The following is a 21,882-nucleotide window of genomic DNA, read 5'->3' as shown; positions in this document are numbered from 1 at the left end:
TTTTTTATAATATCAATTTACATCATGTTTTTTCAAATTTAAGGAACTTAAATGAACGTTTAAAAAATAAATATCCGGGTATTCTAGTAATACATCTAGATCATACCCCTAAACTCCCTAGATGGAAGGAGAGCGAATGCACTCCTTCTTTTTTATGCTTCAAAAAGCTCAATTAATTCCTTCACAGCCGTTGTAACATTCAAATCTCCCTGTACGACCTTATTTTCAAGTGTTGGGAGCTTTGTTTTTATGGATGGGTGGGTAAAAAAGCTTGTTTCAAGATAATCCTTTATCATGGCATGAATCCAATCCTTTGTTTGAGCGTTCCTTCGCTCTGTAAATGCACCAGATTCTTTCGTAGTCTCAACAAATCGCAGGATGATTTTCCATATTTCTTCCATTCCTTCATGATAAAGTGCGGAAGCTGTATAAGCTTTCGAAGCCCATCCTTTCGTTGCAGGCTGAAGATAGTGGAGTATTCGATTGTATTCAGCGCGAGCAATTTTTGCTCTCTGTCGATTATCACCATCCGCTTTATTGATCAATATGGCATCCGCAAGCTCCATTACTCCTTTTTTCATGCCTTGTAATTCGTCCCCTGCGCCAGTTAACACAAGAAGAAGGAAAAAATCCACCATACTACGTACCACTACTTCACTTTGACCAACACCAATCGTTTCAACAAGAATCACATCAAACCCAGCAGCTTCACAAAGTAAAATGGTTTCCCTCGTTTTACGATTGACCCCACCAAGGGTTCCCCCCGAAGGTGATGGACGTATAAAAGCATTTTTATTCCTGGTTAGAGTCTCCATTCTTGTTTTATCGCCTAGTATACTACCACCTGTTATACTACTACTCGGGTCAACAGCTAAAACCGCAACGCGATGTCCTTGTTCACATAAATGAGAACCAAAGCTCTCGATAAATGTACTTTTTCCCGCACCCGGTACTCCCGTGATACCTATCCGTATCGAGTTTCCGGTGTATGGAAGAATTTCATTAATAACTGCTTGTGCCTGGTCTTCATGACGTTTTGCGTTGCTCTCAACAAGAGTTATTGCTTGGGCAAGAATTGTACGATTACCACTTCGTATACCCTCTACATACTCTTCAGTTGTGCGCCCCTTCTTCTTCACAAATTTACGTGCACTTCCAGAAGTGCTATTTTGCTCTACACCCTTCACAATTTCAGATGTAAAGCCATCAGAGGCATTTTCAGGAACCCATTCAGGTTTCTTTTTATTATTAGTCATTGCCTTCTTCCTCATATCCGAGGCGTAGATAAATTTCTTCGATTACTTTTTGTGCAGCCACTGGAATTACTGTACCCGGTCCAAAAATTGCTGCAGCTCCTTGCTCTTTTAAGTAATCATAATCTTGTGCAGGGATGACTCCACCAACAATTACAAGTATATCTTCTCGCCCCAATTTCCTCAGCTCTTCAATTAACTGTGGAAGTAATGTTTTATGACCCGCCGCAAGTGAACTCATTCCAACAACATGTACATCATTTTCTACAGCTTGAATAGCGGTTTCTTCTGGTGTTTGAAACAATGGTCCAATATCAACATCAAAACCAAGGTCTGCAAAAGCAGTAGCTATAACCTTTGCTCCACGGTCATGTCCATCCTGCCCCATTTTCGCAATTAAAATCCTCGGGCGTCTTCCTTCATTTTCCAAAAACTCATCTGTCATCTTCTTCACATTCATAATTTCTTCCTCATTTGAATATTCTGAGCTATAAATTCCACTAATTGAACGAATGACAGCTTTGTGGCGTGTTGAGGCTTTTTCAACGGCATTTGAAATCTCACCGAGCGTTGCACGAACTCTTGCGGCATTAACCGCTAGTTCCAACAGATTTCCATTACCTGTTTCAACCGCATTCGTAATGGCAACCAACGCCTCTTCCACTTTTCCATCATCACGTGTAGCCTTTAATTCACTGAGTCTTTCAAGTTGTTTGAGTCGAACAGCTGTATTGTCAATGTCTAAAATATCGATTGGGTCTTCTTTTTGTAAACGATATTTATTGACACCTATAATCGTTTCTTTACCAGAATCAATTCTTGCCTGACGTCTCGCCGCCGCTTCTTCAATTCTCATTTTCGGAAGACCCGTTTCAATTGCTTTAGTCATTCCACCAAGTGCCTCAATTTCCTCGATATGCTTCCAAGCCCGCTCCATGAGCTCCTTCGTTAGTGTCTCTACATAATATGAGCCACCCCACGGGTCAATCACATTACAAATACCTGTTTCATCCTGTAAATAGAGCTGTGTATTTCGTGCAATTCGAGCAGAAAAATCAGTCGGAAGTGCGATTGCTTCATCAAGTGCATTCGTATGCAAGGACTGCGTATGACCCGATGCGGCTGCCAATGCCTCAATACATGTTCTTGTCACATTATTGAATGGATCCTGCTCTGTCAAGCTCCAACCTGAAGTCTGTGAATGAGTTCTTAACGCAAGTGATTTTGGATTTTTAGGATTGAAAGCTTTCATCATTTGGGCCCAAATAAGTCGAGCTGCCCTTAGCTTCGCTACCTCCATAAAATAGTTCATACCGATTGCCCAGAAAAAGGATAATCTAGGAGCAAAGGAATCAATATCAATCCCCTTCGCAATACCCGTTCGAACATATTCCAAACCGTCAGCTAATGTATAGGCTAATTCAAGATCTGCAGGTGCACCTGCTTCCTGCATATGATACCCAGAAATACTTATGCTATTGAACTTTGGCATGTTTTTTGACGTGTACTCAAAAATATCTGAAATAATTCGCATAGAGGTTTCTGGTGGGTAAATATAAGTATTTCTCACCATATACTCTTTTAAAATATCATTTTGAATCGTTCCAGACAGTTTTTCAGGAGAGACACCCTGCTCCTCTGCCGTTACAATATAAAACGCCATTATCGGAAGTACTGCACCATTCATCGTCATCGAAACACTCATTTGATCGAGTGGAATTCCATTAAATAATGTTTTCATATCTAGGATTGAATCAATCGCAACCCCAGCCTTCCCGACATCACCAACAACACGAGGATGATCCGAATCATAGCCACGGTGGGTAGCTAAATCAAACGCAACGGATAGCCCCTTTTGCCCCATCGCTAGGTTACGCCGGTAGAAAGCATTACTTTCCTCTGCTGTGGAAAAACCAGCATATTGTCGAACAGTCCAAGGTCGGTTTACATACATCGTTGGATAGGGTCCACGTAAAAACGGAGGAATACCAGGCATGTAATCTAGATGTGTCATCCCATCCATGTCTTCCTCAGTATATAAAGGTCTTACAGCAATCTGTTCGTTCGTTTCAAATAGCAAATCTTCAATTGATTGCGTAATCTCTTCTTCTACTTTTTCACGCCATTTTTCAGGAGAGGATGATGTATCAGATTTTTTTAACTTTACTTTGGAGAGATCAAGTCTTTTAGCCATGGGAGTGCACCCCCATTTCTTGTTGTAAGTGATGTAAAAACGCAAAACAATCCGTACCAATATGGATAAAGTCATTTATTCCTACGTTTCGATAGAATTCTTCATTTTCTTGTTTACCTGCTAAAAACAATTTAATATCTGGGGTCGTTTTTTTAAATTCATCGCATATTTCAGTGACCATTTCCTTGTAAGAGTCATCTTTTCCACAAATAATATAGGTTGTTAGATTCATTGTTTTTGCGCCTTCAATCACATCTCCTGCCGTTACGTACCCTTCTTTGTTTTTCACGACCTGGAAGCCACCTGCTTCAAAAAATCCTGTAATAAAATCCGCTCTAGGCTTATGTTCTGGGATAGGGCCTAAATTTATTAAACCGACTTTAGGTCGCTTACCAGAAGTTTGAAGATACTGCTCAGATGCTTGTCGAAGTTTCTCAAAGCTTTCTGAAATTCTTATCGGTGATATTCGTTTGATTGAAACAACTGCGTCATTACTTTCATAGGTGGCTATTGTTTTGGTGTATGGTATTGGCTTTTCCTGGATATTCGCATACTTATTCGTACCGACTATTTTTTCTTTTCGACGGTTCACCTTTTTTTGTCTTTCTTGTAAAACGGACGAAATGCTTTCTTGAACAATACCCTCTCTCAACGCGTCAAGCATTCCACCCTGTGATTCAATATCTTTTACCAACACCCATGCTTTTTCTGCCAGTTCATTTGTCAAAGTTTCCACATACCATGAACCACCCGCAGGATCGATCACCTTATTTAGGAAGGATTCCTCGCGTAGAATCGATTGTGTATTTCTTGCAATCCTTCTTGAAAATGAATCTGTGGCTTTGATTGGTTCATCAAATGATGAAACATGAAGACTATCAATTCCACCTACAATTGCAGAAAATGCTTCTATTGTCGAACGCAACATATTAACATATGGGTCATAAATCGTTTTCGTAAATGCAGATGTTCTTGCATGGATGTTCATTTTACAAGAATCTTCATTTCCTCCATATGCTTCAATGATGGTCGTCCAAAGAATTTTGGCAGCTCTTAATTTAGCGATTTCCATAAAAACATTGGAACCAATTGAAAAAGAAAATGTTATTCGTGAGGCAATTTGGTCAACAGTAAGCCCTCTATCTAGTAATTCACTCATATATTCAATGGCAGTACCTATTGTAAAAGCAAGTTCCTGAACTGCATTTGCACCACCATTATGGTAGGGTTCACCTTTTACAAGAATTGTCCTTAACTTTGGTTGTTTTTCCATCACCCATTTTACGGATTCTGCTAATTGGTCATACGCAGCTTCTGGTTCCATTGATAACTGGCCTTTTTCCACTAATAGCCCAAGTGGGTCCATACCGATTGTTCCAGTTAGAGAATCTGTTTTTGCGTATGAATTGATAAGTGATAAAAATGCTAACAAATCGGTTTGAGCATCAATTAGGACAGGCGTTTTAGCCAGTGAAATTCCGTTGAATGCTTTTTCGATATCTTCTTCTGTATGTAATGCGAGTCCCTCACCCGGGCAATTTTGTGGTTGCAATGTAAAATGGATCATTGTTTGACCGTTTTGAAGGGCGTCCTTTATTACAGGGTTAAAATCCTCAGGCATTTTTATGTCCATTTCCTGACTAACATGCCACGATTGATTCAGATAACCTGTACGTTTTGAGCCACGCACTCTTGATCCTTCACCAGGCATATCGTGTAGAAACGGTATTTCCTGAACATCTTTCATCGTATAAATCGGTTTCAGTGTGATTTTTTCATAGGTTTGTTTATGTAATTTTTCAATGGGTTTTCCTTTTAATGATTTTTCTGCTTCTTGTTTCCATGTCTCGTAATCTATGGACGGAAAGGTAATATTCTGAAATTCTTTCGATTGTTTCGTCACAAGGCTTCCCCCTCTTTCGAAATCGTTTTCACTTTTAATTTTAGTATATAAGCCGGGTTGTCGCAATGAATAGATGGAAGATTAAAAAAGGTCATGGGGCATGTTCCTTTTTTATTTCGCGGTAGCGTGTACCTCTAGAACACCCTTGCGCTACATACTCTCTTCTTATTCCGTTCTAGCGTTTACCGCTTTCTTCCCATAAAAAAAGACACTGCATAGGCAATGTCTTTAGTAAATAGATGTATTTTCTTTAGAAGTAGTCTCGATGATTTCCTTTACTCGTGCTAGGAAGCGTCCGCAAACAAGGCCATCCAACACACGATGGTCAAGTGACATACAGAGATTCACCATATGACGAACCGCAATCATGCCATCGATGATAACTGGTCGTTGCACGATGGATTCCACCTGTAAAATCGCCGCCTGCGGATAATTGATAATCCCCATTGACTGAACAGAGCCAAATGAACCAGTATTATTTACTGTGAACGTACCACCCTGCATATCATCTGCAGATAGTTTTCCAGCTCGTACTTTGGCAGCAAGTTCGGTGATGTCTCTTGCAATACCTTTAATTGATTTCTCATCCGCATTCTTAATGACTGGTACAAATAAAGCATCCTCTGTGGCAACCGCTATTGAAATATTAATATCCTTCTTCTGGATAATTTTATCTCCTGCCCACATTGAATTGATTTGTGGAAACTCCTTAAGCGCTTGAGCGACAGCTTTAACGAAAAATGCAAAGAATGTAAGATTGAAGCCTTCCTTTTGTTTAAAATCATTTTTAATTGAATTTCTGTATTGAACCATATTGGTTGCATCCACTTCAACCATCGTCCAAGCATGAGGAATCTCATGCTTACTACGAAGCATGTTCGATGCAATCGCCTTTCGAACACCTGTTACAGGTATTTCAACATCGCCAGCTGTTACAGGTACCGTTGGTGCTGGAGTTTGCTTTGTAGTTTGTACACTCGAAACCAGCTGATTCGTTGCTTGAGTTGCTACTTTTTCAACTTTCTGACCAGCAGTTGGAATCAGTCCAGATTCGATTAATTTTTGAAGGTCCTTACGGGTAATTCTTCCACCTGCACCTGTTCCTTGTACTTGCGTAAGATCAATATTATGTTCCTGTGAAAGCTTAAGAACAGCAGGTGAATATCGTAATTTTTTCGTAGTATCGTTTGGCTCAGCGGCCACATTTACAGCCTTTTCAGGAGTTTCTTCTTTTACAGTTTCTTGAGGTGCCGTTTGTTCAGTACCACCACCAACAGTTTCAATGACACAAATCACCTCACCTACTGCTAGTGTTTCTCCTTCTTCCGCAATAAGCTCTGTTATTGTCCCTGAAAAAGAGGAAGGTACCTCTGCATTTACTTTATCTGTCATTACTTCAGCTAAGGGGTCATATTTGTTTACGGTATCCCCAACTACTACAAGCCATTTACTAATCGTTCCCTCTGTAACACTCTCACCAAGCTGGGGCATTGTTATTTTTTCAGTTGCCACTCATAAAACCTCCTCTGTATAGTAGCAAATTAGAATTCCGCTAGCTCTCTCATTGCTTTCTCTACTTTATCCGGATTTACCATAAAGTATTTTTCCATCGTTGGTGCATATGGCATTGCAGGTACATCTGGACCAGCAAGTCGCTTAATTGGTGCATCTAAATCGAATAAGCAGTTTTCAGCAATGATGGCAGCAACTTCACCCATAATGCTTCCTTCTTTATTGTCTTCCGTTACCAATAATACTTTACCCGTTTTTGAAGCTGCTTCAATGATTGCTTCTTTATCTAGCGGATATACTGTACGTAAGTCAAGGATATGAGTTTGAATTCCGTCTTTCGCCAGACGCTCTGCAGCTTGTAAGGCAAAATGAACACATAAGCCGTACGTGATAACCGTAATATCGTCACCCTCACGCTTCACATCTGCCTTACCAATAGGTAATACATAATCGTCTACAGGTACTTCACCCTTGATTAAGCGATAAGCACGTTTATGTTCAAAAAATAACACTGGATCTTCATCACGGATAGCGGCCTTCAGCAAGCCTTTTACATCATAAGGGGTAGAAGGCATCACAATTTTCAATCCCGGTTGGTTTGCAAAAACTGCCTCTACAGATTGCGAGTGGTAAAGTGCTCCATGTACACCCCCACCATAAGGAGCTCTAATTGTGATTGGGCAATTCCAATCATTGTTTGAACGATATCGAGTTTTTGCAGCTTCAGAGATAATCTGATTGACAGCAGGCATAATAAAATCTGCAAACTGCATCTCTGCAATAGGTCGCATACCATACATGGCCGCCCCAATTCCAACACCTGCAATAGCCGACTCAGCTAAAGGGGTATCTATCACGCGTTGCTCGCCAAATTGTTCATAAAGTCCATTTGTTGCCTTAAATACTCCGCCTTTTTTCCCTACATCCTCACCTAAAATAAAAACTTTAGGATCTCGTTCCATTTCTTCGCGAATTGCCATTGTTACAGCATCAATATATGAAATTACAGGCATTCTATTTCCCCCTTACTGTTCCGCGTATACATGTTTAAGAGCATATTCCGGCTCTGCATATGGTGCATTTTCAGCATAATCGGTCGCTTCATTAACTAGACCCGCAATACGTTCTCCAATTTCCTTTTCCTTCTCATCATTTAAGACTCCGATTTCCTTTAAATAATTTTCAAAAGAAAGAATTGGATCATTCTTTTTCGCTTCTGCCACTTCTTCCTGCTCACGATATGCACGATCATCATCATCAGAAGAGTGCGCCGTTAAACGATATGAGACCGTTTCAACTAAGGTAGGACCTTCTCCACGACGACCCCTATCAGCTGCTTCTTTAACTGCTTTATAGACTTCAAGTGGGTCATTTCCATTCACCGTTACTCCTGGCATCCCGTACCCAATAGCACGGTCGGAAATTTTTTCGCAGGCTACCTGCTTTTCATAAGGAACAGATATAGCGTATTTGTTATTCTCACACATGAAGATGACTGGTAGCTTATGAACTGCTGCGAAATTCGCGCCTTCATGAAAATCTCCCTGATTCGAAGAACCTTCTCCGAACGTCACAAATGTAACTAGATCCTTTCCTTCCATTCTGCCCCCAAGTGCAACACCTACCGCATGTGGAACCTGAGTTGTTACAGGAGATGAACCTGTTACAATTCGATTTTTCTTTTGCCCAAAGTGACCAGGCATTTGACGTCCACCTGAATTCGGGTCTTCTGCCTTCGCAAATCCAGATAACATTAATTCCTTTGCTGTCATTCCGAATGTCAGAACAACTCCCATATCGCGGTAATATGGCAATACGTAATCTTTTTCACGGTCAAGTGCAAAGGCTGCGCCTACTTGGGCTGCTTCTTGCCCTTGGCAGGAAATAACAAATGGAATTTTTCCGGCGCGGTTTAATAACCACATTCTTTCATCAATTTTTCTTGCTAACAGCATGGTTTCATACATTTCAAGAACTGCTTCATCACTTAAACCCAATGCATGATGACGATTTTCGGTCATGAAAATACCTCCCTAAAAAAATCATAATTAACTATTCGGACAAGCCCGACATATTAAAAAATATTAGTTGTGTGAAAATTTTATGCGTGAATTGCCTTTCCATCAACAGCTAGAGCTGCCTCTCCAATTGCTTCAGACAAGGTTGGATGTGGATGGATTGTGTGGGCAATCTCCCAAGGAGTTGCATCTAGCACTCTCGCTAGACCAGCCTCTGATATCATGTCTGTTACATGTGGACCAATCATATGAACTCCTAATAAATCATCTGTTAGTTCATCGACAACCAATTTTACAAACCCATCAGACTCACCAAAAACAAGTGCTTTTCCGATTGCTCTAAATGAAAATTTACCAACTTTAACAGTAAAGCCTTTCTCTTTTGCTTCTTCTTCAGTAAATCCAACACTTGCCACTTCAGGATTGCTGTAGACACATTTTGAAATGAGTGAATAATCCATTGGTGAAGGATTTTCACCTGCAATATGCTCAACAGCAACAATACCCTCATGGGATGCTACATGTGCAAGTTGTAGCCCGCCAATGACATCGCCAATCGCATAAATATGTGATTCTTTTGTTTGGAAATATTCATTTGTTGTAATAAATCCTTTTTCCAAAGCAATCTCCGTATTTTCAAGCCCAATATTTTCAACATTCGCTTGTCTGCCTACTGAGACTAGCACCTTGTCCGCAGAAAAAGATTTAGCTTCACTTTTAAGCTCAGCTTTAATCGTAATCCCTTCTCCTTTTTCAAGTGTCTCCGGTAAAACTTTCGCACCTGTTACAACTTTTACGCCTTTTTTCTTTAGCAAACGCTGCATTTCCTTTGAAATTTCACGATCCTCCGTTGGAAGAATGCGATCGGCATATTCAAGCACTGTTACTTCAACCCCAAAATCGTGAAGCATTGATGCCCATTCAATCCCAATCACTCCCCCACCAACGATGATGATTGAATTTGGAAGATTTTCCATTTGAAGAGCTTCATCAGAAGTTAACACATATTCACCATCTATTTCGAGCCCAGGTAATGACCTTGGTCTAGAGCCTGTTGCAATAATGACGTTTTTAGGAATGAGCATTTCATTCTCTTCACCATTGTTCATTTCAACGGAAATAGTTCCAGGGATTGGTGAAAAGATAGAAGGACCTAAAATTCGTCCATAGCCATCTATTACATCAATTTTTCCTTGTTTCATTAAATGCTGAACACCTTTATATAGTTGTTCAGTAATTTTATTTTTTCGATCCTGCACTTTTGAAAAATCAAGTGAAACATCCTTTGTGATGACACCGAATTCTTCACTTCTTTTTGTAGTTGCATATACTTCCGCACTTCTTAAAAGAGCCTTACTTGGTATACAGCCGGCATGCAAACAGGTACCACCAAGCTTTCCTTTTTCTACAACCGCCACTTTCAGTCCAAGCTGTGAGGCACGGATGGCAGCAACATACCCACCGGTACCGCCTCCTAAAATCACTAAATCATATTCCTTTGACATAATCTGAATTCACCTTCCTATTTTAAAACAGGGGCCTGGAGTTGTTTTCCGGGATATTCCTTTTCCTTCTCTTCTCCGCGGAGCACACGTAACGCACCCTCTGCTAATGCCTGTAATTCATTCTCACCTGGTTGAATAATGACATCCGCTATCCAATTTACATGGTTGGAAATTTCGGAGATAAAATCATCACCATATGCTAATCCACCCGTTAAAATGATCGCATCAACACGCCCTGATAGAACTGCACTTGCCGCTCCGATTTCTTTCGCGATTTGGTACGCCATTGCCATGTAGACTAGTTTCGCCCTTTGATCTCCTCTTTCAATCATTCTTTCGACTTCAACTGCATCATTTGTACCAAGATAGCCAACTAAACCACCTTGACCAACCAGTTTTTTCATGACTTCTTCACGGAAGTACTGACCAGAAAAGCAAAGATCTATTAAATCACCTGCAGGAACTGTCCCCGCTCGTTCCGGGCTAAATGGTCCGTCACCATGCAACCCATTATTAACGTCCACCACTTTACCATGCTTATGGACGCCAACTGTAATTCCACCGCCCATATGGGTAACGATTAAATTCATTTCTTCATAGGTTTTCCCGAGGTCCTTCGCGACTCTTCTTGCTACCGCCTTTTGATTTAAAGCATGAAAAATGCTTCTTCTTTCAATTAAATGAAAACCAGAAATTCTAGCAATAGGTTCAAGTTCGTCAACTACAACGGGATCGACGATATATGGCGGAATATTTAAGCCAGAAGCAATTTCATATGCTAAAATCCCTCCAAGATTCGATGCATGCTGCCCTGCATAACCAATTCTCAAATCATGAAGCATCTCATCATTTACTTTATATGTTCCACCTTGGATTGGCTTTAATAATCCACCTCTCGCGCAAACTGCGTTCAGTTTTGAAATATTTATGCCTTCATTATCTAATGTTTCAAGAATTGTAGTCTTTCGAAATTCATATTGATCGATAATATTCTCATACGCATTTAATGCGGATCGATCATGTCGAATTGTCTTCTCGAAAACAGAACGTTCATTATCATAGACGCCAATTTTAGTAGAAGTTGAACCTGGATTAATAACGAGAATCCGATATTCTTTGTCATGCAAGATTGAAACCTCCAATACGTAAATGCAGTCCTCCGTTTGTTTTGCTATCTCAATCGCAAGTATGATTGGAAAAGGTAAAAAGGAGGAAAAGCTTAATTTGCCTTCCCCCATCTAGAAGTCTTATTACTTTCTACGACTTAAAATGTGGTGTCCATTTTGTAAAAATTGGCTTCTTGAATTTCTCATTCTTTCAATGCGCTCTTCTGCTAAACGATCCGCAGCCTGATACGTTGGTATGCCATCTCTTTTCGCGATTTCAATTACTTTTTCAATTGTGTCGTACAGTGATTCAACCTTCTTAAGCGCACGTTCCTGATTGTAACCATATAATTCATCAGCAACATTGATAACTCCGCCTGCATTAATCACATAGTCTGGAGCGTATACAATGCCTAATTCATGAATCACATCTCCATGACGTGGTTCTTTTAGCTGATTATTGGCTGAGCCAGCAATGACTTTCGCTTTTATTTGTGGAATTGTTTCATCATTTACTGTTGCGCCTAGTGCGCAAGGTGCATAAATGTCACACTCTACACTATAAATTTCGTCAGGGTCCACTGCTTTTGCTCCGAAATCTCTTACAGCACGCATAGCAGCATCTTTATTAATGTCTGTTACAATTAAGCTTGCTCCTTCTTCATGAAGGTACTTACAAAGTGTGTATGCTACATTTCCAACACCTTGAACAGCTACTATCTTTCCTTCAAGTGAGTCAGAACCAAATGCTTCTTTGGCTGCGGCTTTCATTCCGCGGTATACACCAAATGCAGTCACTGGAGAAGGGTTTCCAGAAGATCCAAATGCAGGTGATATCCCTGTTACAAAATCGGTTTCTTCGTGGATAATATCCATATCCGCAACTGTCGTACCTACATCTTCTGCCGTAATATAACGACCATTTAGCCCTTGGATATAACGTCCAAAAGCACGGAACATTTCTTCGTTTTTATCTTTGCGAGGATCGCCAATAATAACTGTTTTCCCTCCACCAAGATTTAGCCCAGCAGCTGCATTTTTATAGGTCATACCTTTTGCAAGTCTTAATGCATCTTCAATCGCTGCTTCCTCTGAAGCGTATGTCCACATACGAGTACCACCAAGTGCAGGTCCTAATGTTGTATCATGTATCGCGATAATCGCCTTTAAACCAGATTGTTTATCCTGACAAAATAATAATTGCTCATAATCATATTTTTCCATGTAAGAAAAGATTTCCATTTTGTTAGTACCTCCAAAGAATGATAATTAGTTGATTATTTGTTAGCAGAACAAACTGCTAACGCTAATGAATATAATTTGCTTTTTGCAGAATCAGCCCTAGAAGTTAACACAATTGGTGCAGAAGCACCCGCGATAACGGCCCCTACCTCTGCTTTTGCAAAATAAACCAATGATTTATATAATGCATTTCCAACCTCAATTGTTGCAACAAGCAAAATATCAGCCTGTCCAGCCACTGCACTCGTAATTCCTTTGTGCTCAGCTGCGTGAATCGAAATGGCATTATCTAGCGCTAATGGTCCATCAACAATACAGTTTTGAATTTGGCCACGATGGTTCATTTGGGTTAAAACAGCTGCATCTACAGTTGCTTGCATTGCTGGATTCACCACTTCTACAGCTGCGATTGGGGCTACTTTTGGAGTGTCTATCCCAATTGAGTTTGCCACCTTAACTGCATTATTTAAAATTTGTATCTTTTCCTGTAGCTCAGGAGCTATGTTCATAGCTGCGTCCGTTACAATTACGAAGCGTTCATAACCTGGTACTTCAAAGACAGCAACATGGGATAAAACATTCCCTGTCCGTAGTCCATATTCTTTATGCAAAACGGCTTTTAGAATAGTTGATGTTGGAATATTTCCTTTCATTAACACATCTGCTGCCCCTGTATGAACCGCTTTGACAGCAGCCTTTGCTGCTTCTTCTTGTGTTGGCGAATCTACAACATCGAGTACATCAGACTCTTGAATGTTTCCCCCTTTTTCAGAAAGGATTTGGACTATTTTTTCCTGATTACCATACAATAAAAAACGGGCAAGCCTGTGATTTACAGCTTCGACAATTGCCTCAAGTACTTCTTCATCCTCTGCAGCCGCAACTGCAACGGTAACATGAGATCGTCCTGCAGCTTGTTTGATTAGATTAGTCAGTTTCATTCGTTTTTACCTTCTTTTCAATCAAAGCCCCTCGTTCCTCGCTTTTTATATATGCAATTATCGTGCCAACGCAAACGAAATGAAAGCGCTTCACATACACCCTATTTCGCGAAAAACATTATGCAACATCATGCATATTTTGCAAAAAATTGCGTGCTTTAATTTGCAATATTATATTTTTCTAACTTATAATAAAGACTCCGAAGCGATATCCCTAACGACTTGGCAGCAGCTGTTTTATTACCCTCATTTAAATTTAATACCTCTGAAATAACTTTTGCCTCGTACTTCTCCACTAGATCTGATAGAGGAACATCCTTAATATCAGTTTCAGGTAAGGATTGAATTACACGGGCTTTTTCCTTCAGATTTTGTAGAGGTTGGATATGCTTTATATCAATTAGTCTTTCCTGATAGTTCATAAAGATTACGGCTCGTCCTAACACGTTTTCAAGCTCCCTAACATTACCAGGCCAATCATAACCATATAAATAATGAATGGCTTCTTCAGTTAATCCTTCAACCGTCCGCCCGTAATCCTGATTTATTTTAACTAGCAAATGCTCAGCGAGTTGTTTTATATCCTGTTTTCTCATCCTCAGTGATGGAATATGAATCGGTATTTTGTTTATTCGATAGTAGAGATCCTCGCGAAATGTTCCATTTCCAATACTTTTTTCTAAATTTACATTTGTTGCAGCGATGATTCTTACGTCGATTGGGATTGACTTTGTGCCCCCTACTCGCCTGATTTCTCTTTCCTGCAAAACCCTTAATAATTTTGCTTGTGTATTTAAGGACAATTCGCCAATTTCATCTAAGAAAATACTGCCATTGTTCGCTTCTTCAAATATGCCACGTTTCCCACCGCGCTTCGCTCCTGAAAAAGCACCTTCTTCATATCCAAAAAGTTCGCTTTCCAATAGTGATTCTGAGATTGCAGCACAGTTCACACGAACAAACTTATTATATTTGCGCCTACTTTCATTATGTATCGCATGTGCAAACAATTCCTTACCCGTTCCAGACTCCCCCCTGAGTAATACAGTTGCTGGAGTTTTCGCACCAAGCTTTGCTTGTTCAATTGCAATTTCCATTTCTTCTGAAGAACCGATAATATCATCAAATGTATATTTTGCTTCGAGGGAACGAATGATATGCCTGGCTCGGTTCAATTCCGATGTGAGTTGACTAATTTCAGATACATCGTGAATAACTCCAACACTGCCCTTAAGCTTTCCATCTACTATGACTGGCGCAACATTTACAATTACGTCTTTATCATGAGGGCCCACCTTCATCCGAGCACCTCTTACAGGTCTTCTTGTTTTTAAAACCTGCATGTGCATACTTTCTCCTTCAGAAATATCTGCATTTGCAGGCTTCCCAATGACTTGATCCTTTTCAAGTCCGGTAATTCTGGTGTATGCACGATTTATTAAAATTCCATTTCCATTCTCATCCACAACTGTTATAGCTTCATCAGAAGACTGGATGATTGCTTCAAGCATTGTTTGAATCTCTTTTAAATTTGTAATTTCCTCAGCAAGATCAACAACTTCAGTAATATCCTTAAAAACAGCAAATGCACCTAGTAGCATTCCTGATTCATTCACTACTGGTATTCGAGTTGTAATGATTTTACGTCCATTTTCCAGAACAAATTCTTGGTTAACTTCAATAGCCCTTGTTGAAAGAATCTCCGGTAATCGGCTATCAGGAATGCATTCGTAAATATGCTTACCAATTGCTTCCTTCTTCGAAATACCAATCATCTTTGATGCGCTATTGTTTAGTAAGATGACTTGGCTATTTATATCAATGACAATCATTCCATCATGGGTTGAATCTAAAATCAAATCTACCATAACCTTTTCCATAACCATAGCCACCCCCCAATCATCGGTAAGAGTTTTGCAATATTTTACATACTCTTCTTATTCCCTTTGCAAAATTGTGCACACATTTATAATAACCTTAAACCTTCATCTTGACAAATTTTATGAATAGCTTACATTTAATATAGAAGTCATTTTGTGAAAGGATTATTTATTATGCAACGAATACTGGCTCTAATCGTGCTACTAATACCAGGCATTATTGCAGGAGTTGGAATTAAATTCATGAGGGATATGTTTTTTGGTGTGTTACATAGCCCGATTCCATCCTTAATGCTACAATTTATTATCGGTCTTATTTTCTTCCTAGCAGGTTTATCCTTCATCGGCGGATTCATACTTTACCGTGACCGTAAACGAAATAAAGTGCAAGAAAAATTCCAAAAAGAAAGCTCCCCAGTTGGAGAGCAAAATAAATAATCCTGCTAAATTTAGCAGGATTTTATGTTTATTTAAGCAAAGCTTTCGCCTTCTTTGGATAATCTGTAATAATTGCAGAACACCCAAATTCGATAAATTGTTTCATCTTCTTTTCATCATTTACAGTAAACGGACGAACCGCAATACCATTTCGCTTCGACTCTTCGATTATTTCTTTATTAATGGTTTGATGGTACGGATGAATTCCGTTTGTATGAAGTCGTTTTGCATATTTCCAAGGCTCGTAAAGACCCTCCATATATAAAATAGCCAAATCAATTGTCCTCGATAACCGTCTACACTTTACTAAGCTATAATGATTAAAGCTAGATAACACAATTCGATCTTCCATTCCGTAGTCATAAATCATCTTCAAGGTCTTCTCTTCTATGCCCTTATAAGAAACTAATCCAGTTTTAAATTCAACGTTGATATGCAGATTGTTTGATTTAGCCCAATCAAATACTTCTTCAAGGGTTGGTATCTCGCAAATTCCGTATTTATCCTTAAATTTATAGCTTACATCCATTTTTTTGATTTGGTTTAATGTATAATCCTTGACCCAGCCCTTATTTTCTCCATTTGTTGTTCGGTTGACCGTTTCATCATGGATGACAATTATTACACCATCCTTGGTCATTTGGATATCTAATTCAATTCCATCCGCACCAACTCTTGCCGCTTCTTTAAACGCAATCATTGTATTTTCCGGATGTGTTCCGGCCGAACCTCTATGCCCAAAAATTTTCGTTCTCATCATCGATAATCTCCTTTTTTTGGTATACTTCCATTATAGAGTAATTTCCTTAAATGGATCATAAAAAACACCGCCTTTAAATAAAAGCGGTGTTTTCTGAATATACGACTAATAATAAGTTCGAATGTATTTATTTCTTACCCTCTCATGAAGCCTTGTGCTCTAGACGAAGCTTATCAGCTACCATTGCGATAAATTCGCTATTTGTGGGTTTTGCTTTGGACATACTCACTGTATAACCGAAAAGATTAGAAATAGAGTCTATATTTCCACGGCTCCATGCGACTTCAATGGCATGACGAATCGCACGCTCAACGCGGCTTGCAGTGGTATTAAATTTCTTTGCAATATCTGGGTAAAGAACCTTTGTGATTGAGCCTAATAATTCGATATCATTGTATACCATTGAGATTGCTTCTCTTAAATATAAATATCCTTTAATATGCGCAGGGACCCCAATTTCGTGAATAATACTTGTAATGCTTGCATCTAGGTTTTTCGGGCTATTTTCTTGCTGTGTTCGAATAAGCGAATTGGATGGATTACGTTTAACGATCGGAGCAGACTTTCCGCTAACTTGACGGATTCGACTCGCAAGATTTTCCATGTCAAAAGGCTTTAGAATAAAGTAAGCTGCACCTAAATCGACAGCCTTTTTCGTCACATCTTCTTGACCAAAAGCTGTTAACATAATAACATTCGGCTGTTTTTCAAGATTTAAATCACGTAGTTTTTCTAATACAGCTAAGCCATCTAGGTGAGGCATAATAATATCTAAAACGAGAACATCTGGCTGTTTATCTTGAAGCATATTAAGGCAATCTTGACCATTATAAGCAACACCTAAGACTTCGATATCATCTTGGCTAGATAAATATTCATCAAGTAAATTAACCAGTTCCCTGTTATCATCAACCACACAAACTGTTATTTTTTTCACTCTGTTTCCTCCTCAAGCTAAAATCCGCAAAAATTTGTCTATATATTCTTATTCTAAAGAAAGAATTCGACAATGCAATAAGATTTCCTTTATTTTTTTAAAAAAATAGGAAAAATTTATTGAAAAATAATTTATTCTCCATTATACTTAAATATTCGACTAAATACGCCATAATTTATAAATGAAATTTAGGTTTTGTCGAAAAATCTTTATTTTGATTTTATTATATAATCTCATTCATCTTTTGGCGACAAAAAATATCAGCCCAAAAAGAAAAGCGAGCATGTTAGCTCGCTTTTTTGTGCTCTTTCTCATAAATATCAATACCCGCTTCACTTAGCATCCATTCAATATGGACACCATACCCGCTAGTCGGGTCATTTACAAATACATGTGTAACTGCACCAATTAATTTACCGTCTTGAATAATAGGGCTACCGCTCATTCCTTGAACGATACCACCTGTTTTATCTAAAAGGCGTTTATCCGTTATTTTTACAACCATTCCTTTTGTAGCAGGAATTTTTTGAGGAACAGCACTTACAATTTCTATGTCAAATTCCTCAACCTTATCATTTTCGACGACGGTTAAAATTTTGGCAGGTCCCGGCTTTACCTGATGTGAAAGTGCGATTGGTAGCGGCTTATCCATAACGCCGTTATTCACTTGTTTGTTTAACTCACCGAAAATACCAAAGGGACTGTTTCGTTTTATGTTCCCGATGATTTCCTTATCTGCTGAAAAACGCGCAAGCTTTTCACCTGGATCACCATTACTTCCCTTTTCAATGGAGGTAACAGTTGATCTTACAATTTGTCCATCAGATACGACGATTGGCTCTTTTGTATCCATATCTGAAATAACATGTCCTAATGCTCCATATTTTTTCGTTTCAGGATGGTAAAAGGTCATCGTCCCTATACCAGCTGCAGAATCACGGATATACAATCCGATTCGATATGCCTCATCATTTTTATCCTTTAACGGCATAAGCTCGGTCTTGATATCCTCGTTGTCTCGGACAATTACTAGGTTTAACGGTTCACCTGTCTTACCGGATTCTTGAACAAATGGTCCAACATCACTCATTTTTTCAATTTTCTTACCGTTAATTTCTTTAATGATGTCACCCACCTGGACTCCGGCAATTTCACCTGGGGACTTTTTTCCATCTTTTGTATCAATTTGGTGGTGACCAACAACCAACACACCTAGTGTATTAAGTTTCACCCCTATTGATTGCCCACCAGGTATAACTTTAAAATCAGATAAAACATTGACATTGACTTTTTTGACAGGAATACCTGCGAACTCAACCATCATTTCGCCTTCACCGCTTTCTTTTGCAGCAACAGAGATCTGTTGATCATCGGCAGCAGTTGAAAAGGCATAACTGGAATCTTGAATCGTTGTCGTGACAGGTAATGTGGATTGAACTGTAAAATCTTGGCCTTCAAATAGTGTAAGGTGTTTTGGAATATCTATATATTCTTTAAGCGGCTTAGAAAACCCCAAAGCCATTATTGAAACAAGGAGAAATGTACCAATTATATATCTAATTTTATCTATTTTCATTTACTTTTCACTCTCCTCGCTCCTATCCCATGCCATAACATAAATCAAATGCGCCTTAGCGTATTTGCCGCCCGATTTTTTTAGGCCCACACGAGGTGGGTCACAAAGACGTTGCCACAGGAAGTGGCGTTCTTAGTCTTTGATCTTACGTGTCGAAAAATCTCATTTGAAAAATCGTGGCATCCGCCGGAGGCTTAACTCTTATTCAGACAGGGTGGAAACCCGACTGAATAAAAGTTATGGCTACATTCTATAATTTGACCTTTCAGGGCAACATTTATAACCACTCTGAGATTAAAAAAGCTACCCAATTTGGATAGCATTACAAATAAAAATTGCTCTTAACTTTGCATAAAGCCAATCATTATTCACATACACCGTGAAATTGCTTCTTTTTAGTGATTTACCATTTGGCGTGCAAGTTTGCTTTCTTTTGCAAGACTTAACAATTCTTTTGAGTGCTCTTTTGTTAAATCTGTGATTTCTACTCCAGAAATCATACGGCTAATTTCCTTGATCTTTTCTGTTTCATCTAGTGAAGTAACTGAGGTGGTAGTTCTTCCCTGAACGGTTTCCTTTGTAATAAACAAATGGGTGTCGGCCATTGCCGCAACCTGTGGAAGGTGGGAAATACAAAGCACCTGCGAGTTTACAGAAATCCCATAAATTTTTTCTGCAATGGCTTGAGCAACACGGCCACTAACACCAGTATCTACTTCGTCAAATATGATTGAGGTAACACCTTGATGCTTTGAGAAGATACTCTTAATCGCCAACATAATCCTTGAGAGTTCTCCTCCTGAGGCAATTTTTGCCAAAGGTTTTAGTGGTTCACCCGGATTTGTTGAAATATAAAATTCTATATCATCTTTCCCATTTGGAGTGAATTTAATAGGTGAATCCTCAAAAAATTTAATATCAAATTTTGCTTTTTCCATATATAGGTCTTTTAATTCCTGTGTTATTTTTTCAACAAGCTCTTTTGCTAGCTTTTTCCGAAGAAGTGATACATTTTCGGACTCAAGCTTAACATCTTCTAAAATGGATTCAAGCTCTTCTTTTAGCTTACCAATATGCTGCTCACGATTTTGGATGGTGTCGATTTCATCCTCAATCGTCGCGGCATATTCGAGAATTTCCTCGACAGATTGTCCATATTTCCGCTTTAGCTGTGAAATTTCATTCAATCGACCTTCGATAAAATCCAGTCTTGCTGGATCATACTCTAAATTGTCTAGCTGATCGCGTATTTTATAGGAAATTTCCTCTAATTGATAATAGCTGTTGGAGATGACCTCCTGAATGCCTTTTAAATCATTATCAATGTCCATTACATCCTCGGCATGATTCATGGCAAGTCCAACCCAATCAAGCCCTTTTTGATCTCCATGGAGAGCGTTATAGCTATTTTGAAGGGCCTTAAATATCTTTTCATAATTTGAGATCTTATTTCTTTCTTCAGTTAGTTCCACATCTTCATTAGGCTTCAGATCGGCTTTCCCAATCTCATTTAATTGAAATTGGATTAAATCAAGACGATGGGCTAACTCTTGTTCATTTTCATTAAAACTTTTTAAGCGTTGTTTCACATTTAAAAAATTCTTATATATGGCTAGGTATTCCTGTAATGCTTGTTTAACGATATCTCCACCGTATTGATCAAGCATATAGATATGTTGTTCCTGATTCATCAAATCCTGATGCTCATGCTGTCCATGAATATCGATTAATGTTCTGCCAAATTCACGAAGAATGGAAATGGTCACGAGTTTCCCATTGATTCTGCAGACACTTTTTCCTGATTTCGAAATATCTCTTCGTAAAACAACCATTCCCTCGCTTATTTCAATACCAAACTCTGTTGCTTTTGCATAACAAGGGTGATTGTCATCTTCAATTAAGAAAAGACCTTCAATTTCTGCCCGTTCTTCCCCATATCGTACAAATTCAACGGAGCCTCTTCCACCAACCAATAAATGAATAGCATCAATGATGATGGATTTACCCGCTCCTGTTTCACCAGTCAGGACAGTTAAACCTTTTTCCAATGAAATCGAAAGAGATTCAATAATGGCGAAATTTTTAATTGATAATTCTGCTAACAATTCCTACACCTCCTCTTCCACTGCCCTGCGTCATAGCATGTCTAGGAATCGATTTGACACCGTTTCAGTTTGCTCTGGGCTTTTGCAAATAATTAAGATGGTATCATCTCCACATATTGTTCCTAAAATTTCTTCCCAATCTAAATGATCAATTAAAGCACCAATAGCATTTGCATTCCCTGGTAGAGTTTTCATCACAAGCATATGGCCAGCTGAATCGATTTTTACGAAAGCATCCATTAATGAACGTTTAAGTTTTTGAAGCGGATTAAATCGTTGGTCTGCTGGTAAACTGTATTTATAACGACCATCAATCATAGGTACCTTTACTAAATGAAGTTCTTTAATGTCACGGGATACGGTCGCCTGTGTAATGTTGTACCCCTCACTTTTCAAAATATCCACAATCTCATCTTGTGTTTCTATATCATGACTCGTGATGATTTCACGAATTTTAATATGTCTTTGCCCCTTATTCATAATGAATTCCTCTCACTTTCATCGTAAAACGT

17 protein-coding genes are annotated in these 21,882 nt (G+C 39.0%); 1 reads left to right on the top strand and 16 read right to left on the bottom strand.

Going from position 1 to position 21,882, the window contains the following annotated elements; genetic code table 11:
- Positions 1 to 152: 152 nt before the first annotated feature.
- The 11 genes from meaB to ABC371_RS14450 form a co-directional block, all read right to left on the bottom strand.
- Positions 153 to 1,256: a methylmalonyl Co-A mutase-associated GTPase MeaB gene (gene meaB / locus ABC371_RS14500; protein ID WP_412897432.1), complete on the bottom strand. Its 1,104-nt coding sequence runs from the start codon at positions 1,254 to 1,256 to the stop codon at positions 153 to 155.
- Entirely contained in the window at positions 1,249 to 3,447 is a 2,199-nt protein-coding gene (gene scpA, locus ABC371_RS14495) for a methylmalonyl-CoA mutase (protein WP_412897431.1), read from the bottom strand. Before scpA ends, meaB begins: the two co-directional genes overlap by 8 nt.
- A complete protein-coding gene (locus tag ABC371_RS14490) occupies positions 3,440 to 5,350 on the bottom strand; it encodes a methylmalonyl-CoA mutase family protein (protein ID WP_412897430.1) in 1,911 nt (636 codons plus the stop codon). Before ABC371_RS14490 ends, scpA begins: the two co-directional genes overlap by 8 nt.
- Positions 5,351 to 5,578: 228 nt before the next feature.
- Positions 5,579 to 6,862: a dihydrolipoamide acetyltransferase family protein gene (locus ABC371_RS14485; protein ID WP_412897429.1), complete on the bottom strand. Its 1,284-nt coding sequence runs from the start codon at positions 6,860 to 6,862 to the stop codon at positions 5,579 to 5,581.
- A 29-nt stretch (positions 6,863 to 6,891) separates the two neighbouring features.
- Positions 6,892 to 7,875: an alpha-ketoacid dehydrogenase subunit beta gene (locus ABC371_RS14480; RefSeq protein WP_412897428.1), complete on the bottom strand. Its 984-nt coding sequence runs from the start codon at positions 7,873 to 7,875 to the stop codon at positions 6,892 to 6,894.
- 12 nt (positions 7,876 to 7,887) lie between these two features.
- Positions 7,888 to 8,883: a thiamine pyrophosphate-dependent dehydrogenase E1 component subunit alpha gene (locus tag ABC371_RS14475; protein ID WP_412897427.1), complete on the bottom strand. Its 996-nt coding sequence runs from the start codon at positions 8,881 to 8,883 to the stop codon at positions 7,888 to 7,890.
- 80 nt (positions 8,884 to 8,963) lie between these two features.
- A complete protein-coding gene (gene lpdA / locus ABC371_RS14470) occupies positions 8,964 to 10,385 on the bottom strand; it encodes a dihydrolipoyl dehydrogenase (RefSeq protein ID WP_412897426.1) in 1,422 nt (473 codons plus the stop codon).
- 17 nt (positions 10,386 to 10,402) lie between these two features.
- A complete protein-coding gene (gene buk, locus ABC371_RS14465; protein WP_412897425.1) occupies positions 10,403 to 11,512 on the bottom strand; it encodes a butyrate kinase in 1,110 nt (369 codons plus the stop codon).
- 123 nt (positions 11,513 to 11,635) lie between these two features.
- The gene (gene bcd, locus ABC371_RS14460) at positions 11,636 to 12,733 is read right to left on the bottom strand and encodes a branched-chain amino acid dehydrogenase (RefSeq protein ID WP_412897424.1); all 1,098 of its coding nucleotides are present in this window, start codon (positions 12,731 to 12,733) and stop codon (positions 11,636 to 11,638) included.
- Between the two features lie 35 nt (positions 12,734 to 12,768).
- A complete protein-coding gene (yqiS, locus tag ABC371_RS14455; protein ID WP_412897423.1) occupies positions 12,769 to 13,674 on the bottom strand; it encodes a phosphate butyryltransferase in 906 nt (301 codons plus the stop codon).
- A 158-nt stretch (positions 13,675 to 13,832) separates the two neighbouring features.
- Entirely contained in the window at positions 13,833 to 15,554 is a 1,722-nt protein-coding gene (locus ABC371_RS14450; protein ID WP_412897422.1) for a sigma 54-interacting transcriptional regulator, read from the bottom strand.
- A 174-nt stretch (positions 15,555 to 15,728) separates the two neighbouring features.
- Between ABC371_RS14450 and ABC371_RS14445 the strand changes: the two genes are divergently transcribed.
- A complete protein-coding gene (locus ABC371_RS14445; protein ID WP_412897421.1) occupies positions 15,729 to 15,992 on the top strand; it encodes a DUF2627 domain-containing protein in 264 nt (87 codons plus the stop codon).
- Between the two features lie 28 nt (positions 15,993 to 16,020).
- Here ABC371_RS14445 and ABC371_RS14440 read toward each other — a convergent pair whose 3' ends face one another.
- The 5 genes from ABC371_RS14440 to ahrC form a co-directional block, all read right to left on the bottom strand.
- Complete coding sequence (locus ABC371_RS14440) at positions 16,021 to 16,749, bottom strand: glycerophosphodiester phosphodiesterase (protein ID WP_412899361.1); 729 nt, start codon at positions 16,747 to 16,749, stop codon at positions 16,021 to 16,023.
- A gap of 145 nt (positions 16,750 to 16,894) precedes the next feature.
- Complete coding sequence (spo0A, locus tag ABC371_RS14435; RefSeq protein ID WP_412897420.1) at positions 16,895 to 17,689, bottom strand: sporulation transcription factor Spo0A; 795 nt, start codon at positions 17,687 to 17,689, stop codon at positions 16,895 to 16,897.
- A gap of 286 nt (positions 17,690 to 17,975) precedes the next feature.
- On the bottom strand, positions 17,976 to 19,265 hold the full coding sequence (spoIVB, locus tag ABC371_RS14430; protein WP_412897419.1) for a SpoIVB peptidase: 1,290 nt from the start codon (positions 19,263 to 19,265) through the stop codon (positions 17,976 to 17,978).
- A 395-nt stretch (positions 19,266 to 19,660) separates the two neighbouring features.
- On the bottom strand, positions 19,661 to 21,370 hold the full coding sequence (gene recN / locus ABC371_RS14425; protein WP_412897418.1) for a DNA repair protein RecN: 1,710 nt from the start codon (positions 21,368 to 21,370) through the stop codon (positions 19,661 to 19,663).
- 30 nt (positions 21,371 to 21,400) lie between these two features.
- Entirely contained in the window at positions 21,401 to 21,850 is a 450-nt protein-coding gene (ahrC, locus tag ABC371_RS14420; protein WP_412897417.1) for a transcriptional regulator AhrC/ArgR, read from the bottom strand.
- Between the last annotated feature and the right edge of the window lie 32 nt (positions 21,851 to 21,882).

This window comes from Bacillus jepli (assembly GCF_047238305.1).
Lineage (GTDB): Bacteria > Bacillota > Bacilli > Bacillales > Bacillaceae_L > Ferdinandcohnia.
Note: the sequence above shows the minus strand (reverse complement) of the source record. Positions and strands in the feature narration are given on the sequence as shown.

Excerpts from the sequence above, each read along its gene's own strand:
- yqiS (WP_412897423.1), bottom strand. The coding sequence starts at position 13,674 with ATGAAACTGACTAATCTAATCAAACAAGCTGCAGGACGATCTCATGTT.
- meaB (WP_412897432.1), bottom strand. The coding sequence starts at position 1,256 with ATGACTAATAATAAAAAGAAACCTGAATGGGTTCCTGAAAATGCCTCT.
- ABC371_RS14480 (WP_412897428.1), bottom strand. The coding sequence starts at position 7,875 with ATGCCTGTAATTTCATATATTGATGCTGTAACAATGGCAATTCGCGAA.
- ABC371_RS14475 (WP_412897427.1), bottom strand. The coding sequence starts at position 8,883 with ATGACCGAAAATCGTCATCATGCATTGGGTTTAAGTGATGAAGCAGTT.
- bcd (WP_412897424.1), bottom strand. The coding sequence starts at position 12,733 with ATGGAAATCTTTTCTTACATGGAAAAATATGATTATGAGCAATTATTA.
- scpA (WP_412897431.1), bottom strand. The coding sequence starts at position 3,447 with ATGGCTAAAAGACTTGATCTCTCCAAAGTAAAGTTAAAAAAATCTGAT.
- ABC371_RS14450 (WP_412897422.1), bottom strand. The coding sequence starts at position 15,554 with ATGGAAAAGGTTATGGTAGATTTGATTTTAGATTCAACCCATGATGGA.
- ahrC (WP_412897417.1), bottom strand. The coding sequence starts at position 21,850 with ATGAATAAGGGGCAAAGACATATTAAAATTCGTGAAATCATCACGAGT.
- ABC371_RS14440 (WP_412899361.1), bottom strand. The coding sequence starts at position 16,749 with ATGAGAACGAAAATTTTTGGGCATAGAGGTTCGGCCGGAACACATCCG.
- ABC371_RS14445 (WP_412897421.1), top strand. The coding sequence starts at position 15,729 with ATGCAACGAATACTGGCTCTAATCGTGCTACTAATACCAGGCATTATT.
- spoIVB (WP_412897419.1), bottom strand. The coding sequence starts at position 19,265 with ATGAAAATAGATAAAATTAGATATATAATTGGTACATTTCTCCTTGTT.
- lpdA (WP_412897426.1), bottom strand. The coding sequence starts at position 10,385 with ATGTCAAAGGAATATGATTTAGTGATTTTAGGAGGCGGTACCGGTGGG.